This is a genomic window from Paenibacillus sp. FSL H8-0175 (assembly GCF_045040615.1).
In the GTDB taxonomy this organism is placed as follows: domain Bacteria; phylum Bacillota; class Bacilli; order Paenibacillales; family Paenibacillaceae; genus Paenibacillus_AQ; species Paenibacillus_AQ odorifer.
Map to the genome: position 1 here is coordinate 2,607,821 of NZ_CP150299.1, position 14,086 is coordinate 2,621,906.

Annotated in this window: 13 protein-coding genes; 8 read left to right on the plus strand and 5 right to left on the minus strand. The window is 45.3% G+C overall.

The window, feature by feature from the left end:
• Positions 1 to 59: 59 nt before the first annotated feature.
• Positions 60 to 1,403 carry a glycoside hydrolase family 30 beta sandwich domain-containing protein gene (locus MHH46_RS11135; RefSeq protein WP_076130363.1) on the minus strand — a complete coding sequence of 448 codons (1,344 nt, stop codon included), beginning with the start codon at positions 1,401 to 1,403 and terminating at the stop codon, positions 60 to 62.
• Between the two features lie 133 nt (positions 1,404 to 1,536).
• Here MHH46_RS11135 and MHH46_RS11140 point away from each other — a divergent pair, with 133 nt between their 5' ends.
• Positions 1,537 to 2,331 (plus strand): AraC family transcriptional regulator, encoded by a 795-nt coding sequence (locus tag MHH46_RS11140; protein ID WP_076193825.1) that lies wholly within the window; start codon positions 1,537 to 1,539, stop codon positions 2,329 to 2,331.
• Between the two features lie 73 nt (positions 2,332 to 2,404).
• On the opposite strand, the gene MHH46_RS11145 is transcribed toward MHH46_RS11140, so the two are convergent.
• Both MHH46_RS11145 and MHH46_RS11150 read right to left on the minus strand, forming a co-directional pair.
• Positions 2,405 to 3,373 carry a glycoside hydrolase family 43 protein gene (locus MHH46_RS11145; protein WP_076130361.1) on the minus strand — a complete coding sequence of 323 codons (969 nt, stop codon included), beginning with the start codon at positions 3,371 to 3,373 and terminating at the stop codon, positions 2,405 to 2,407.
• Between the two features lie 157 nt (positions 3,374 to 3,530).
• Entirely contained in the window at positions 3,531 to 4,559 is a 1,029-nt protein-coding gene (locus MHH46_RS11150; RefSeq protein WP_076193827.1) for a glycosyltransferase family 4 protein, read from the minus strand.
• Positions 4,560 to 4,701: 142 nt separating this feature from the next.
• Here MHH46_RS11150 and MHH46_RS11155 point away from each other — a divergent pair, with 142 nt between their 5' ends.
• Positions 4,702 to 5,211 (plus strand): DinB family protein, encoded by a 510-nt coding sequence (locus MHH46_RS11155; RefSeq protein ID WP_076193829.1) that lies wholly within the window; start codon positions 4,702 to 4,704, stop codon positions 5,209 to 5,211.
• A gap of 63 nt (positions 5,212 to 5,274) precedes the next feature.
• Here the strand turns inward: MHH46_RS11155 and MHH46_RS11160 are convergent, their stop codons facing one another.
• Both MHH46_RS11160 and MHH46_RS11165 read right to left on the minus strand, forming a co-directional pair.
• On the minus strand, positions 5,275 to 6,075 hold the full coding sequence (locus tag MHH46_RS11160) for a sugar phosphate isomerase/epimerase (RefSeq protein WP_256717238.1): 801 nt from the start codon (positions 6,073 to 6,075) through the stop codon (positions 5,275 to 5,277).
• 95 nt (positions 6,076 to 6,170) lie between these two features.
• Entirely contained in the window at positions 6,171 to 7,079 is a 909-nt protein-coding gene (locus MHH46_RS11165; RefSeq protein WP_076130358.1) for an alpha/beta fold hydrolase, read from the minus strand.
• Between the two features lie 381 nt (positions 7,080 to 7,460).
• Here MHH46_RS11165 and MHH46_RS11170 point away from each other — a divergent pair, with 381 nt between their 5' ends.
• The 6 genes from MHH46_RS11170 (at position 7,461) to MHH46_RS11195 (ending at position 14,071) form a co-directional block, all read left to right on the plus strand.
• Positions 7,461 to 7,961, plus strand: coding sequence for a GNAT family N-acetyltransferase (locus MHH46_RS11170; RefSeq protein WP_076130357.1), 501 nt, complete (start codon positions 7,461 to 7,463; stop codon positions 7,959 to 7,961).
• A gap of 215 nt (positions 7,962 to 8,176) precedes the next feature.
• Complete coding sequence (locus tag MHH46_RS11175; RefSeq protein ID WP_076193833.1) at positions 8,177 to 10,246, plus strand: bifunctional aldolase/short-chain dehydrogenase; 2,070 nt, start codon at positions 8,177 to 8,179, stop codon at positions 10,244 to 10,246.
• Between the two features lie 40 nt (positions 10,247 to 10,286).
• Positions 10,287 to 11,045, plus strand: a complete 759-nt coding sequence (locus tag MHH46_RS11180; protein WP_036689767.1) for a DeoR/GlpR family DNA-binding transcription regulator — start codon at positions 10,287 to 10,289, stop codon at positions 11,043 to 11,045.
• A gap of 26 nt (positions 11,046 to 11,071) precedes the next feature.
• Complete coding sequence (locus tag MHH46_RS11185) at positions 11,072 to 11,800, plus strand: (Fe-S)-binding protein (RefSeq protein ID WP_076193835.1); 729 nt, start codon at positions 11,072 to 11,074, stop codon at positions 11,798 to 11,800.
• Complete coding sequence (locus MHH46_RS11190) at positions 11,797 to 13,350, plus strand: LutB/LldF family L-lactate oxidation iron-sulfur protein (RefSeq protein ID WP_076193838.1); 1,554 nt, start codon at positions 11,797 to 11,799, stop codon at positions 13,348 to 13,350. Before MHH46_RS11185 ends, MHH46_RS11190 begins: the two co-directional genes overlap by 4 nt.
• Positions 13,343 to 14,071: a lactate utilization protein gene (locus MHH46_RS11195; protein ID WP_076130352.1), complete on the plus strand. Its 729-nt coding sequence runs from the start codon at positions 13,343 to 13,345 to the stop codon at positions 14,069 to 14,071. Before MHH46_RS11190 ends, MHH46_RS11195 begins: the two co-directional genes overlap by 8 nt.
• Positions 14,072 to 14,086 lie beyond the last annotated feature (15 nt).

Genomic DNA, 14,086 nt, shown 5'->3' on the forward strand with positions numbered 1-14,086 from the left:
AGGTTCTCTCTGTGCGCTGGCATAAAGAGAACCTTTTTTTTATTAGGAATGAACCGCTGCTACTTAATTAGCAGGGTTTGAATGGCATGAGCCGGAATCATGTTCTCAGCCAGTTCGTCATGGAAGCGCAGGGTGAATGGAAGCTCTTGCTCTGTGCGATTCATAACGATAACAGCAATAGTGCCATCAGGGTTGCGGAAAGCTGTTGTTTCAAGCTTATCTGTATATTTGGAGAAACCAATGCGTTTAGCACCCGGACGAATATATTTACTGAAGTGCCCGATGTAATAGAAAGAGCTCTCAAAAGTAATTTCATCGTTTTTGGTATCTCCGATAATTGGAGCGTCACAGTAATTTCCTACATGATTAGGTCCACCTTGCTCATCCAAGACAATGTTCCAGTCTGTCCAGCTCGACATCCAGTTGTTCAGATTGCCAATGATATCATGTCCGTAACGTTCACCGGTGTTCCATGAGCCGAGATGAACGCCACCTTCTTGGCAGCCTTCGCTGAAGAACAGCTTTTTATCTGGGAAACGATCATGTACAGCAGAGAGGGCTTCGAAGTGATCACCGGAATACCAATGGAAGCAGATTCCCCATATGTATTTGGACGCTGCTTGATCTTCAAAAGCAACCTTAGCACGGTCATATACCCGTTCTTTGTTATGATCCCAGATCATAACTTTTACATGGCCCAAGCCCGCTTGTTCCAGAGCAGGTCCCAAGTAGTCACGCACAAAATCCTTTTCTTCTTCAGCGGTATACAGGCAGGAATCCCATCTTTGTACAGCTTTGGCTTCATTCTGAACACTGACAGCCCAGATATCAATCCCTTCTGCAGCGTACGCCTCAATATATTTAACGAACATGTTAGCCCAAGCCTCACGATATTCAGGCTTAAGAGCTCCGCCTCCGTTCATTTGCCCGTTTGTCTTCATGAACGCTGGAGGACTCCATGGGGAAGAGAACAGACGAAAATCTTCACCTACTGCTGCGGCAGCATTTTTTATGAGGGGGATAATTGATTCGTGATCTCTGGAAATATCGAATGAACGTAGCTCCGCATCGCCTTCCTCTACATAAGCATAGTTGCCCAGTGAGAAGTCGCAGCTTTGGATGTGTGAGCGGCAAAGGGTGTATCCGATGCCGTGCTCAGGATGAAAATAAGCGTCAATGATTTCTTTTTGTTTAGCTTCACTAAGTTTAGCGATAGTAACGGCAGAGGACTCCGTAAGGGCTCCACCAAAGCCTTCAATTTCTTGATACTCCAGATCATCATAGATATTGATTAGCTCTGATTCGACTCCTGACGTATCGGGAAGGAAAATCAGAGGGTCCTTTTCTGTTAAACGATCCGTGGTTTCTTTAGCGGTTTGAATGACGCGAATAGTTTTACTCATAATGGTTGATAACCTCCTACATATGAATTCTGTCTTTATTATAGAAGGAGATTCACTGCACTTTGAAGAAACTATATGGCTAAGAACCTCAACAATCTGGTCATTGATTACTATAGAAAGAGGAGCAAATGCGATGGAAACAAACAGCGTTCAAATTAGTTTGTGTGGATTTATCCGCCATACTCAGCCTTTTCGGCAACTATATCGCAGTGGGTTGGATACCTATATCATCAGGCTGCAAGCCGAAGGGGAATGTGAAGTCCTCATTGATGGAGAAATGACTACCGTAGTACCTGGGGATCTACTATTATTTAAGCCCTATGATATATATGATCTGAGAATCGGTGAAAAGAAAAGTCCTCTGGGACATAGTGTGGACTATTTTATAATGTGTACAGGGGAATGGGTGGACCACTGGTGGAACCTGCGTGAGCGACCCAAAAAGGTTAGAATTGCGGATGATGGTAAGCTGCAAAGTATATGGCAACAGCTTGATCTGGAGAATAGAAGACTAGACGGGGGTAGCCCTGAAATACTAGAAGCGCTATTTAAAGCTTTATGTTTGCTGTTAGATCGGGCTATGGAAGAGGCACCTGCATCATCTTCGGCTTCGCTTCTACACGGACTTAAGATGAAGAGTTATGTGGAGGAGCATGCTACTTCAGAGATCAGACTAAAGGACGTAGCCGCTCATGCTGGAATTAGTGTGACAAGGGCCGTGCATGTATTCAAAATCCAATTCGGTTATTCTATTATGCAATATGTGGGGCAAATCCGGCTTGCGATGGCACTGAGATTAATGGACAATACCAATTACACCTTAGAGCGTATAGCAGAGGAGACGGGGTTTGGAAGTTATACCTATTTTCACAGGGTGTTTCGGGAGCGTTATGGTGTCTCGCCAGGTATTTATCGAAAGAGAGAGTAGAAGGTTTAGCAGTAAAAAGAAGCTGCCCCATAAATCACAGAATAGGGCTTAGGGGCAACTCCTCGATTAGACGTTAATTATAATAAGGCCAGCCAGCTGAATCCCATTCGAGATCACTGATTAACAATTTGGGTGCACCATTCTCGGCGACACTGTAAGCATGGCGGACGATAACGTTGGTTCCATATATATCCTGTCCACCAGGACCCGCCCAAAAACTGTTGCCGCTATCGATGACCGTAGCCCCGCCATTTTTCATATCAGTACCGTCCTTTGCATAGAAAGGCCCCAGTACGCTGGTTGAGCGTCCCACTGCAATTTTATAGGTGCTGTTTACGCCTGAGCAGCATTGGCCAATGGATACGAATAGATAATAATATCCGGTATTTGGATTGTAAACCATGCTGGAGCCTTCAATCCCCCCGGATTTAGTGGCAATGCGATAGGAGTTGCCCGTTGGCTTCATGGTTGTTTTGTTGATGGAGGTAATGTAAATCCCGTTGCTCCAGGAACCGAAGGTCATCCATAGGTTTCCGTTAGCATCTGCCGTAATGTTAGGATCAATGGCGTTATAATTGGAGGCGTCATTTGACGAGATAACGACACCTTGGTCCGTCCATTTTCCCCCGGAGATCGATTTAGTAGTTACTAAACCAATAGCAGACACTCTTGAGCCGAATGTGGAGATAGAATAATAGAGGTAATAGGTACCGTTATAGTAGAAAATTTCTGGAGCCCATACATCTAGCCCTTCTTGATTGGGAACGTAAGAGCTCCACCAGGAGGGTTTCGAGTTATAAATCGGGAGGGAGCGAATATAGTTCGTTCCATCGTTTGAAAACATCACTTGGAGACCTGATCCCGTGCTGAATACCCAATGTGTGTTTCCCTCTTTGATATATGAAGGGTCGTGTACGTTGGTATCTCCAGTCAGATTCCAGGTTGCTGCATAAGCTTGCGATCCTGCTGAGAAAACAGTTGTAAAAAGCATTAAAAAAGACAACAATAACAACCGATAACCTTGCCTACCTTTTTTCGCCATATTCCTTCTCCTTTTAGTTTAGATTTACCTAAAGTGTTTCATTATTTTGCAATTGATAACGCTTACATAATATCTTGTATTATTTCTCTAGTCAATGATTCTTTTGGATCAATAAAAAAGCAAATCTCAGCCATCGGAGACTTGCTTTTTTATATTTTTATAATAAATCTGTGATCGCTTGTTCAAATAATCTGACACTATTTTCCCAAGTCCATTTGCGCGAATATCTTTCCCCCTGCTCCGCTAATTTAGTTCTTAAGTTGGGATCACGTATTAAGCGGATGACATCTTCACCGAGCCGGTTCTCATATCGATAAGAGAGCAAACAGTTTTTCTTGTGATGGGCGTATTCCATATTCCCACCTGAATATACACAGACTAACGCTGCTCCACAACGCATGGCCTCAAGTCCCGGTAAAGAGCCTGTATCAAAAATACTTGAGCTAACAAAAATATCCGCACCGTTATAGTGATAGCAGAGCTCCTCATCATTTGCTGGCGTAAAGAACCGATATTTGCCAGTAGCTTTCATTCTTTGGAGAATTTCTGAGGTGTTGAACTCGTCAGGCGGACTGATGAAGTTAATATTTACATCGGGATATTGGCTTTTTACGTAATCCAGCTGTTCTATAAGATAATCTTGCTCACGGTGCCAGGAGAAACCTCGTTCTGTTTTTCTTAATATAGCTGTTATGTTTAAAGGCTCTTGAAGACTGTGACGGATATTCATATTTTTAAAAGAGGAGCTAATGCCAATGGGCACGATACTGCCGGTGATGCCATGATTTAAACGGATCAGCTCCTGCTGCCAACGTGATAAAACGATTAGATGCTCAGTGATGTGATAGGAGGGGAAGGAGCGTCCGTTATCCGGTAAAAAAGGTGGCTCATAACATAAAGATAAACGTACATGAACCCCTTTTCCTAGTTGGCTTGCTGCTTGGGCGATGGGGACAGTTGTAAAATAATTAGAAACAATGACGTCTCCGGGAGGAAAGTCATGCTCGTGAATATTCATATGTGAGGAGCGGATTACGTTTGCGCGCACATCATAAGAAATAGCGCCATCCACAGGCAAAAGGAGATTGACCTGATGACCCAAGTCTGTCAGCCCATTGGTGAGCTCTACTAGCATACGTTGTGCTCCGCCATGAGATAAGGTCAGAATAGGGAATGTGAATCGCATTGATAATCCCGTCCCTTCCAAGTTAGAGCTATAATGGTGAAACAATATGATTCAATCGTTCCTTTTTTTATTTTATTCAGCTCCTATAGAAAAGTACCATTTATCAAGCTTATAAAGAAAAGTAGAAGGAAGAGGGGTTAGTATGAGTGAAATCATTATCGAATGTATGAGAAGGCTCGATCAATCCTTGGGGTATGTGGAGCAAGCTGTAAATAAGCTATCGACCGAAGAGATCTGGTTTCGTCCAAAGTCAAAAATGAATGCCATTGGTAACCTATGCCTGCATATTGCGGGCAGCGAATATCAGCATCTGGTCAGCGGAATCGGCAATAAGCCAATAGAAAGAGATAGACCTAATGAATTTTTGACCAGAGGCGGTTATTCATCACAGGAATTATTGCAGTATATGCTAAAGGTCAGGGAAGAAAGCCGTTCGGTGGTGGGCAATTTGACGAAGGCTGATCTAGAACGGGAGGTCACCATTAGTTTCCCTGAGGGGGCTGGAATGGAGAATTATACTTGGAGTATTCAAAAGATTATGATCGGAGCGGCAGAGCATTATTCCTATCATACAGGTCAAATCGTATATGCCTCTAAATTGCTGCAGAAAGAGGATGATCATCTGCTCAATAACTGGAAGCATTATTTTTGAGCATAGATAAAGCTGGGGATAGATGCGCAGCTGCTGCTAACACCTATCCTCAGAAATGGATTTTTATTGTGTTATAGGTGCAAGCTTCTTCAGTAAAGCAACGGTTTCATTAACCTCCAGATCCTTGATATCTTCTAATGACACATCGATCATTGGCTTATATACTTGGAGTTTGCGCAGGAAAGCCTCGGTATGGAATACTCCGCTGCCTGCTTTTCCGTGGTATGCTTTTTCACCATCTTGATAGATATCTTTTAAATGCGCCAGAATGATACGGTCGCCGAATAATCTGAAGGAATCATCGACAATTTGATCCTGCAAATGCGCAGCCGTGCCAATAAAATTACAAGGGTCCAATACAACACCTATACAGCTTGATGAGACTTCATCTAAGATGCGGCGCATCTTGTCTGGTGTAGAAAGTGTATGTGTGCAGACCCCTTCTAGTCCTAGAAAAACGCCCCATTTTTCAGCTTCCTCTGCAAGTTCTTCTACAGTTGCCCTTAACGTATCCCAGCCGATAGCTTCGTAATGGATCGGATCTTGTGCTTGAAAAGTAGTCAGCGCACCTGTTTCTGTTGCCACCATAGGTGCGCCGAATTGGCGGGCATAACGAAGATGCTCTTTAAAACGATTGATCTCAGCTCTCCGGATGACAGGATCCGGATGAACAGGGTTGATGTAACAGCCCAAAACACCGATACGTATTCCTGCTTTGTCAAATTGTTCGCCAATATAGCTGGCAAGACCTGGACTTAGTTTACCGGTAGAAGTGTCGATGTCCTGAATGGCTTTGGATAATGCAAGCTGAACAAAATCGATATCATAATTCTGAAGGGTTGCAGTTAACGACTTGAGCGGCAAGCAGCCAAATGTGTGGGCCAGAGTTCCGTATCTGATGAGTAACCTCTCCTTTAATAGAGTAAGTATGAGTAATAACCTTCATAATAGTAACGCTTTCATAAGGATGCAAGTGATTTATCATTATCGCGGGTCAGGAAATTGATGATTTCAGTGTTGACTCTATCCGGTTGCTCATGATTAATGCCGTGTCCCGCACGGGGGATCACTTGGTAATGAAACTTTCCATCCTCTAAAATATCTATGAAGTCCTTTGATTGTTTTAACGCGTGTTCTCCTACTAAAAAATAAAGCTTATCTCTGACGGCAACTGCGGCGTTTTTATCATATTTTTGAAGCTTATGAACAAACATAGCTTGCTGATTATGAGCTCGCATTAAAAGAATTAGATGAGCAGCTACTTCTGGGTGATTGTCAAATAAAGGGGAGTCAGGCGCACTTAACTTCTTCAGCACTTTCAGTAAATTGCGATCCGTGGGAATCAGAATCTCTGGGAACATCATCATTAGCGTTTGCAGCATGGCTTTGATGGGTGTGGTGACCATTCCGCCTTCCAAACAAATCACACGGTTCACTTTGTCCGGTTGCTTGGTTGCATAATTAAAAGCAATATAGGCTCCATTTGACACCCCTGCAATATTAAAGATGTCTATGCTCAGATGTTTGGCTATTTCATTAATCCATTCCACCTGCTCAAACTTTTGTTTATTAAAGTGCGCATTAGGAATACTTTTTCCGGGTCCGCCCAGAGTATCAATAGCAACGCAGTAAAAATGCCGCGATAATTCCTCGATGTTAAGGAGCCACATGACCGCCGAGTTGTCACCAACGCCATGAAACAGAAATAAAGGGGGATTACTCTTTTGCCCGGTAAGGATACAATGCGTCAGCCCATATGTGGTTGGGAGATCGAGCTCTTCAAGAGGAATAGGCCACTGATCAACTAGCTGTTGGTAGGATTGCCACACTCGTTCTTGCACCTTGGCATTTTTAAAGCTATTTACCATCACAAACCTCCTTAGTAAAAATACAACATCTGTATCTTATTCCAATAAGTATACTACGAGAGTGGGGAAGGAGGAGCGCGCAATAGGAACATTCCTGTGAAAAGAGGGGTGCAGACCAGATAAGTGTATTTCATACAACTAAATTGCTACTTTACTCTCACTACGGTGAAATAGATGTACTTCGTACAACTATTTCTCTCGTATTTAGCTGATTCAGCCAAATTGGGCGAATTTAATTGCACAAAGTACACTTAACACATTAGGCGTGAGCATTGAAGTTCATTTTAGTTGTAGAATGTGCAATTAAATAATGCATGCCGGTCTCTTTTGCGGTAAATTTTGATAGGGAATTTATTAATAACGTTCTAGGTGGGGATGATTATGCTCGTTGAGCTAAAGGAAGCTAGTGTTTCAGATGGACGCGATATTTTTGAGCTGATTGTGGAGATAGGTCCGGGGGAGAATGGATTCGTCAATAACGGATTTGATCTGGCTTACAGTCAATTTCCTGATTTCATCCGGGATCGGATAGCACTTTCACAAGGTGATAATCTTCCGCCACAGTATGTAGCACAAACCAACTACTGGCTACTGATTGACGCTTATCCTGTTGGTGTCGGAAAACTAAGACATTCCTTAAATGATCAATTGAGGAAGTCCGGTGGACACATCGGTTATAGTATCAGACCCAGTGAAAGAGGAAAGGGTTATGGCACGATTTTTTTGGCAGAGCTGTTAAAAAAAGCTGCGGACATGGGGATTGATAAGGTCATGCTGACTTGTGAGCCGGATAATATATCTTCGAGAAAGGTTATTGAAGCGAACAAAGGAATACTACATGGCATTGAGAATGAAAAATGTAACTACTGGATCACCCTTTAAGCTGGTGTGAAAAATAGGGGAGGAGTTGCCAAGAGGCAGCTCTTTTTTGTTATTCGCGATGTTATTGTAGTTCATCCAATGGAGATTCGTCTAAAATGTGAAAAAATTTAAAATTTTGTTGAAAGCGCTCTATTCAAACACAAACAAATAGTTTAAAATCAAAACAAACAAAAATAAACAAAAAAACAAATATTCAAAAACGGAGGTATTCACAAATGGTACAAAACTTATGGGATTCATCTCGGGAAACGAAATTAAACGGGGGATTGGATGCATTAGTGTTCCGCTCTAATCTGCTGGGCGAAGATCGCAGAGTCTGTAACTTTGGCGGAGGGAATACCTCCAGCAAAACGATAGAATTGGATTTTCGCGGGCGTGAGGTAGAAGTAATGTGGGTGAAGGGCAGCGGCTCTGACCTTGCTACGATGAAAGCAGGCAACTTTACCGGACTAAGGCTTCAGGATATTGCCCCGTTATTTGAACGTGATGAAATGCCAGATGAAGAGATGGTAGCTTATCTCGCAAATTGTATGATTGATCCTAAACATCCGCGTGCTTCTATCGAAACGTTGCTGCATGCATTTTTACCTTTCAAGCATGTGGATCATACGCATCCAGATGCCATTATCAGCTTATGCTGCGCTCATAACGGTAAGGAAATTGCCCGTGAGATTTATGGGGATCGTTTCGTATGGGTGCCATACATCCGTCCAGGCTTCACTTTATCCAAAATGATTGCCGAAGGTGTGCTCGCAAACCCTAAAGCTGAATTAGTGCTGATGGAGAAACACGGTCTCGTGACTTGGGGGGATACACCTGAATCTTGTTATGCCAAAACAATCTCCATAATTAACGAAGCGGAAAGTTATATTGAAGAAAGAATTGAAGATCAGAACCTATTTGGCGGCCGCAAATCGGAAGCACTTCCGGAAGCAGAGCGGCGGGCTGTAGCGGCGGCAGTGATGCCACTGATCAGAGGCGCGGTCAGCGATGAGCGTAAAATGATTTTGACCTTCGACGATGCGGAGGATGTGCTGCGTTTTGTAGGAGGGGCTGACTCGGAGAAGTTATCCGGTGTAGGCGCAGCTTGTCCAGATCATTTGGTACATACCAAAATGAAGCCGCTTTTTGTTGCGTGGGAGCCAAATACCAATGATATCGATGGCTTGAAGGCGAAGCTGAGCGAAGCGATTAGCGCTTATAAGGAGCAGTACAAAGCGTACTTCGACCGTAATAAACATGAAGGCGATGTAATGTTCGAGGCTGCGCCACGTGTGATCCTGATCCCTGGCGTGGGCATGATCAACACAGGTAAAAGCTGGAGCAATTCTAAGATCAGCGGAGCCTTGTATCACCGGGCGATTGCTGTTATGCGCGGAGCTACTGCGCTGGGAGATTTCGTCTCTCTTAGTGAGAATGAATCGTACAATGTGGAATATTGGCCCCTGGAATTATATAAATTATCCTTGGCTCCGGCAGAAGCGGAGTTCTCCCGTAAAGTTGCCTTTATTACAGGTGGTGCCGGGGGAATTGGGAGTGAGACGGCTCGTCGTTTAGTATCAGAAGGAGCGCATGTTGTATTGGCAGATCTCAATCTGGAGGGTGCACAAAAAGTAGCGGAAGAGATTAACGCTAAGTATGGTGAAAATCGTGCATTCGCCGTTAAAATGGACGTAACTCAGGAAGAGCAGGTAACTGCAGCTTATGCGGAGACAGCCCTTTTTTATGGCGGGGTCGATATTATTGTTAATAATGCTGGGCTTGCAACCTCCAGTCCGTTTGATGAGACTTCATTGAAAGAGTGGAATTTGAATATTTCTGTGCTGGGCACAGGATATTTTCTCGTTGCACGCGAAGCTTTTAAAGTGATGAAGGAGCAAAAAATCGGAGGCAGCATGGTATTCATCGGCTCCAAAAATTCTATTTTTGCAGGTAAAAGCGTCTCGGCTTACAGTTCTGCCAAGGCGCTCGAAGCCCATCTGGCCCGCTGCATAGCAGCTGAAGGTGGAGAGTTTGGCATCCGTGCCAATACGATTCTGCCCGATGCAATTCTACAAGGATCAGCCATCTGGAATTCGAACTGGCGTAATGAACGGGCGGCTGCTTACGGGATTGAGCCGGATCAATTAGAGGAGCATTACCGTAAACGCACGACGCTGCTAGTTAATATTTATCCACGTGATATTGCCGAAGGCGTTGCTTTTTTTGCTTCTTCCAAGTCAGAGAAAACTACGGGTTGTATGCTGACAATCGACGGTGGAGTGCCAGCAGCTTTTACTAGATAAGAAGTAGCTTGAATATAGATAGGAATAACGGAGGGAAATCATGCTGATTGCAGACAGATATGAACGAATCGTAGAACTAGTGAATGAACGTGGCAGCATCCGTGTCTCAGAATTGAGTACATTATGCCAAGTGACGGAAGAAACCATTCGCCGCGATCTGGATCGATTGGAAAAAGCGGGGCGGCTGCTGCGTTCGCATGGCGGAGCAGTTAGCCTGCGTGACCGGCAACCGGAGACTCCTTATGCCGAACGAGAAATCATGAATGCAGCGGAGAAACAGCGGATTGCCCGTGAGGCGGTAATGATGATTAAGCCGGGCGATCGGATTTTGCTGGATGCCAGTACAACGGCTTGGTATATGGCTTCGCATTTGCCGGATATGCCGCTCACTGTGTTGACCAATTCTACTAGAGTGGCAGCAGAGTTAAGCGGGAAGGAGCGGATCGAGGTCTTTTCTACAGGCGGGCAACTGAGCCGCAGATCAATGTCCTATGTGGGTCATTTAGCAGAACGTTCGCTTGAATTGTATCACGTGGATAAAATGTTTTTTTCCTGCAAAGGATTTCATCTCGAACGTGGCGCTAGTGAATCAAATGAGCTGCAAGCTATGGTGAAACGAAAGATGATTTCTATAGCGGAGCAAGTGATCTTATTATGCGATTCCAGTAAATTCGGAATTCAAGCGTTCACACATTTTGCGGCTCCTAGTGATGTGGATGTTCTAATAACGGATTACAGCCCTGTTGAAGAACAAATGAAACAGTTGCAGAAGCTGAACATCGCAATAACGACGGTGTAGTAAATAGTTGTGCAGGAGGTGAAGGCATGAAGGTATCGATGTTTATAACTTGCGTCAGCGATGCCGTGTTCCCGAAGGTCGGGGAAGCCATGGCTCGTCTGCTGGCCAGATATGGCGTACAGCTGGAGTTCCCGGAGGTGCAGACCTGCTGCGGACAGCCTGCGTACAACAGTGGATATTGGAATGAAGCGCGGCAAGCTGCACTTACGATTCTGCAGGCCTTCGATGACAGTGATTTTGTCATTGCACCTTCCGGATCCTGTACGGGGATGCTTCATCATTACCCTAAGCTGTTTCAGGATGATCCGGTTAATCTGGTCAAGGCGCAGAATTTGCAACGTAAATCCTATGAATTCAGCCAGTTTATGGTGCAGGTGCTTGGCGTAACTGATCTAGGAGCAGTGTTTCCGCATAAGGTTACCTATCATCCTTCCTGTCATGGCACAAGGATTCTAGGGATTCGCGACGAACCTATGCAGCTTATGCAAAATGTGAAGGCGATGGAGCTGGTACCACTGCCTTTTGCTGAGGACTGCTGTGGGTTTGGTGGAACCTTTGCCGTGAAAATGTCTGATATCTCCGGGGCGATGGTCACTGAGAAATCAGATCATGTGCTGGAGACGGAAGCAGAAATCCTAACGGGTCTGGATATGGGTTGTCTGATGAATATTGCCGGGAATCTGCGTTACCGCCGCGAACCCGTTCGAGTTATGCATTTAGCAGAACTGCTGTATGAAGGGGTGATTGATAAATGAGCCAAGCTACCACCAATTCCACGGCGAGTTCAGAGAATGGAAAGCCAGCAACAGTAAAAGAGCGTGCAGACTTGGCACTGAATAATGACTTTTTACGCAAGGCTGTTCGTTTTACCACGGAGAGACTGCGTGATGGAAAACAAAAAGCAGCTAACGATCATGGCCACTGGGAAGAGTGGCGTGAACGTGGGCGGCAAATCCGTCTACACACGATCGCCCATCTTGATTACTATTTGAATCTTTTTGCTGACAAGGCAAGAGCAAACGGCACACATATTCATTTTGCAGCAACGGGTGAAGAGGCTGTGAAGATTGCCCTTGAAATCGCGCAGCGAAAACAGGCAGCTTCTGTGGTCAAATCCAAATCAATGGTTACTGAGGAGCTGCATTTAAATAAGGCGCTGGAATCCATTGGTGTGGAGACCATAGAGACGGATCTGGGGGAGTATATTATCCAGCTTGCCGGGGAAACCCCGTCACATATCATTATTCCGGCGATTCATAAGAACCGCTACCAGATTGCCGAGCTGTTGTCCAAAGAGGCAGGGGAGGAGCTTTTGCCTGAAACTACTATCCTTGCTGGATTTGTACGGCGAAAGCTGAGAGAGAAGTTCCTTGATGCGGATATCGGAATGACTGGCTGTAACTTTGCTATTGCAGAGACGGGTTCGATGGTGCTGTTCGAGAATGAAGGCAACGCTCGTATGGTCACCACTTTACCGAAAACACAAATTACCCTGATGGGGATGGAGAGGATTATTCCTTCGTGGATTGATCTTGAAGTGATGGCTACATTATTGCCTCGTTCGGCAACAGGACAGAAGTTAACGGTATATATGTCGGGTATTTCGGGTCCCCGCAGAACCAACGATGGTGATGGGCCGGAAGAGCAGCATATTATTATTCTTGATAATGGCCGATCTGAGCAGCTAGGCGATCCTGAGTTTCAGGAGCTGCTGAATTGCATCCGCTGTGGAGCTTGTCTGAATGCTTGTCCTGTCTACCGTCATATTGGCGGTCATGCATATGGGGGAACGTATAGCGGACCTATAGGAGCAGTGTTGACCCCGGCGCTGAATAAAAATGTAGATCAATGGGATGACATCGCCTCAGCCTCTAGCCTATGCGGAGCATGTTATGAAGCCTGTCCGGTCAAAATTCCTCTGCATGATATGCTCATCTATTTACGGCGGCGGAAGGTTGAACGTGGTTATGGGGATAAGGCAGAAGGTCTCGGCATGAAGGGTTTTGGGGCGATTATGGCGAAGTCACAGCGATTTAGTAATGTGATGAAGGTAGGTAGAATCGGGCAAAAGCTGCTCGTGCGAGACGGAGGAATTCCGTCGAAACTGGGGCCGCTGAAAGGCTGGAACAATTATCGGATCGCCCCGAAGCTGGCAGATCAATCCTTCCGTGAGAGCTGGAAGGGGCTGCAACAGGAGCTAGACAAGAACAGTCGCGAAATGGACCCGGCGATACAGAAGCGAATGGAAGATTTACTAGCGAAGCGGAAGCGGGAAGAGCTGGAAGGAGAGGCCGGGCATGACTGAAGAGACGCACAGTAACTGGTTGGAACGTATGGAGCAGGATTCACGTGAAAAGCAGCAGGGATTCATGAATGATATCGCTCGCCGCCTGAAGCGGCCGAGAATTACTGAAGCTCCCGCACACCCTTTTCGCGGCGCACCGCAGTACTGGCAGCAATTCAAGTGGAGTCCGGAGGAAAGGATTGAACAATTTACGGCGAATTTTCAAAGCGCCGGTGGCCATGTATTTCGTGTGAAGGATATGGATGAAGCCAAAGCTTTCATCGTCAGCAAAGTCAATGAGATGCTCGCACGGTATATTCTCCGGCAAAATGTCACCGAGCTAGCAGCACTTCGACTAGAGGAGGAACTCACAGATACACGGGTGTCTGTCTGGAATACAGATGATCAGGAGGCATGGAAAGCTAGGGCGGCCGAGGCTGATATTGGAATTGTGATTGCGGATTATGCAGTTGCCTATACAGGCTCCATTACTGTGCTGTCCTCTGAGAATAAAGGCCGTTCAGTCAGCTTATTACCTACCGCATTAATTGCCATCGTTCCATTGGAGCGGCTGAAGACTCGTCTCGGTGAGGTGCTTATTGATTTTGATGAAGCTGGGCCATCGGGGCTGCCGGCGGGCATCCATTTTATCTCAGGACCTAGCCGTTCAGCGGATATTGAGAATGATCTGACGATAGGTGTGCATGGTCCAGGAATCGTATTCGCTTTGCTAGTAGGCTGATAGGAGATAAGGAGT

Bases quoted from the DNA above. Each gene is read 5' to 3' on its own strand.
- MHH46_RS11165 (WP_076130358.1), bottom strand. From the start codon at position 7,079: ATGGTAAATAGCTTTAAAAATGCCAAGGTGCAAGAACGAGTGTGGCAA.
- MHH46_RS11140 (WP_076193825.1), top strand. From the start codon at position 1,537: ATGGAAACAAACAGCGTTCAAATTAGTTTGTGTGGATTTATCCGCCAT.
- MHH46_RS11155 (WP_076193829.1), top strand. From the start codon at position 4,702: ATGAGTGAAATCATTATCGAATGTATGAGAAGGCTCGATCAATCCTTG.
- MHH46_RS11170 (WP_076130357.1), top strand. From the start codon at position 7,461: ATGCTCGTTGAGCTAAAGGAAGCTAGTGTTTCAGATGGACGCGATATT.
- MHH46_RS11180 (WP_036689767.1), top strand. From the start codon at position 10,287: ATGCTGATTGCAGACAGATATGAACGAATCGTAGAACTAGTGAATGAA.
- MHH46_RS11135 (WP_076130363.1), bottom strand. From the start codon at position 1,403: ATGAGTAAAACTATTCGCGTCATTCAAACCGCTAAAGAAACCACGGAT.
- MHH46_RS11190 (WP_076193838.1), top strand. From the start codon at position 11,797: ATGAGCCAAGCTACCACCAATTCCACGGCGAGTTCAGAGAATGGAAAG.
- MHH46_RS11195 (WP_076130352.1), top strand. From the start codon at position 13,343: ATGACTGAAGAGACGCACAGTAACTGGTTGGAACGTATGGAGCAGGAT.
- MHH46_RS11185 (WP_076193835.1), top strand. From the start codon at position 11,072: ATGAAGGTATCGATGTTTATAACTTGCGTCAGCGATGCCGTGTTCCCG.
- MHH46_RS11150 (WP_076193827.1), bottom strand. From the start codon at position 4,559: ATGCGATTCACATTCCCTATTCTGACCTTATCTCATGGCGGAGCACAA.
- MHH46_RS11175 (WP_076193833.1), top strand. From the start codon at position 8,177: ATGGTACAAAACTTATGGGATTCATCTCGGGAAACGAAATTAAACGGG.
- MHH46_RS11145 (WP_076130361.1), bottom strand. From the start codon at position 3,373: ATGGCGAAAAAAGGTAGGCAAGGTTATCGGTTGTTATTGTTGTCTTTT.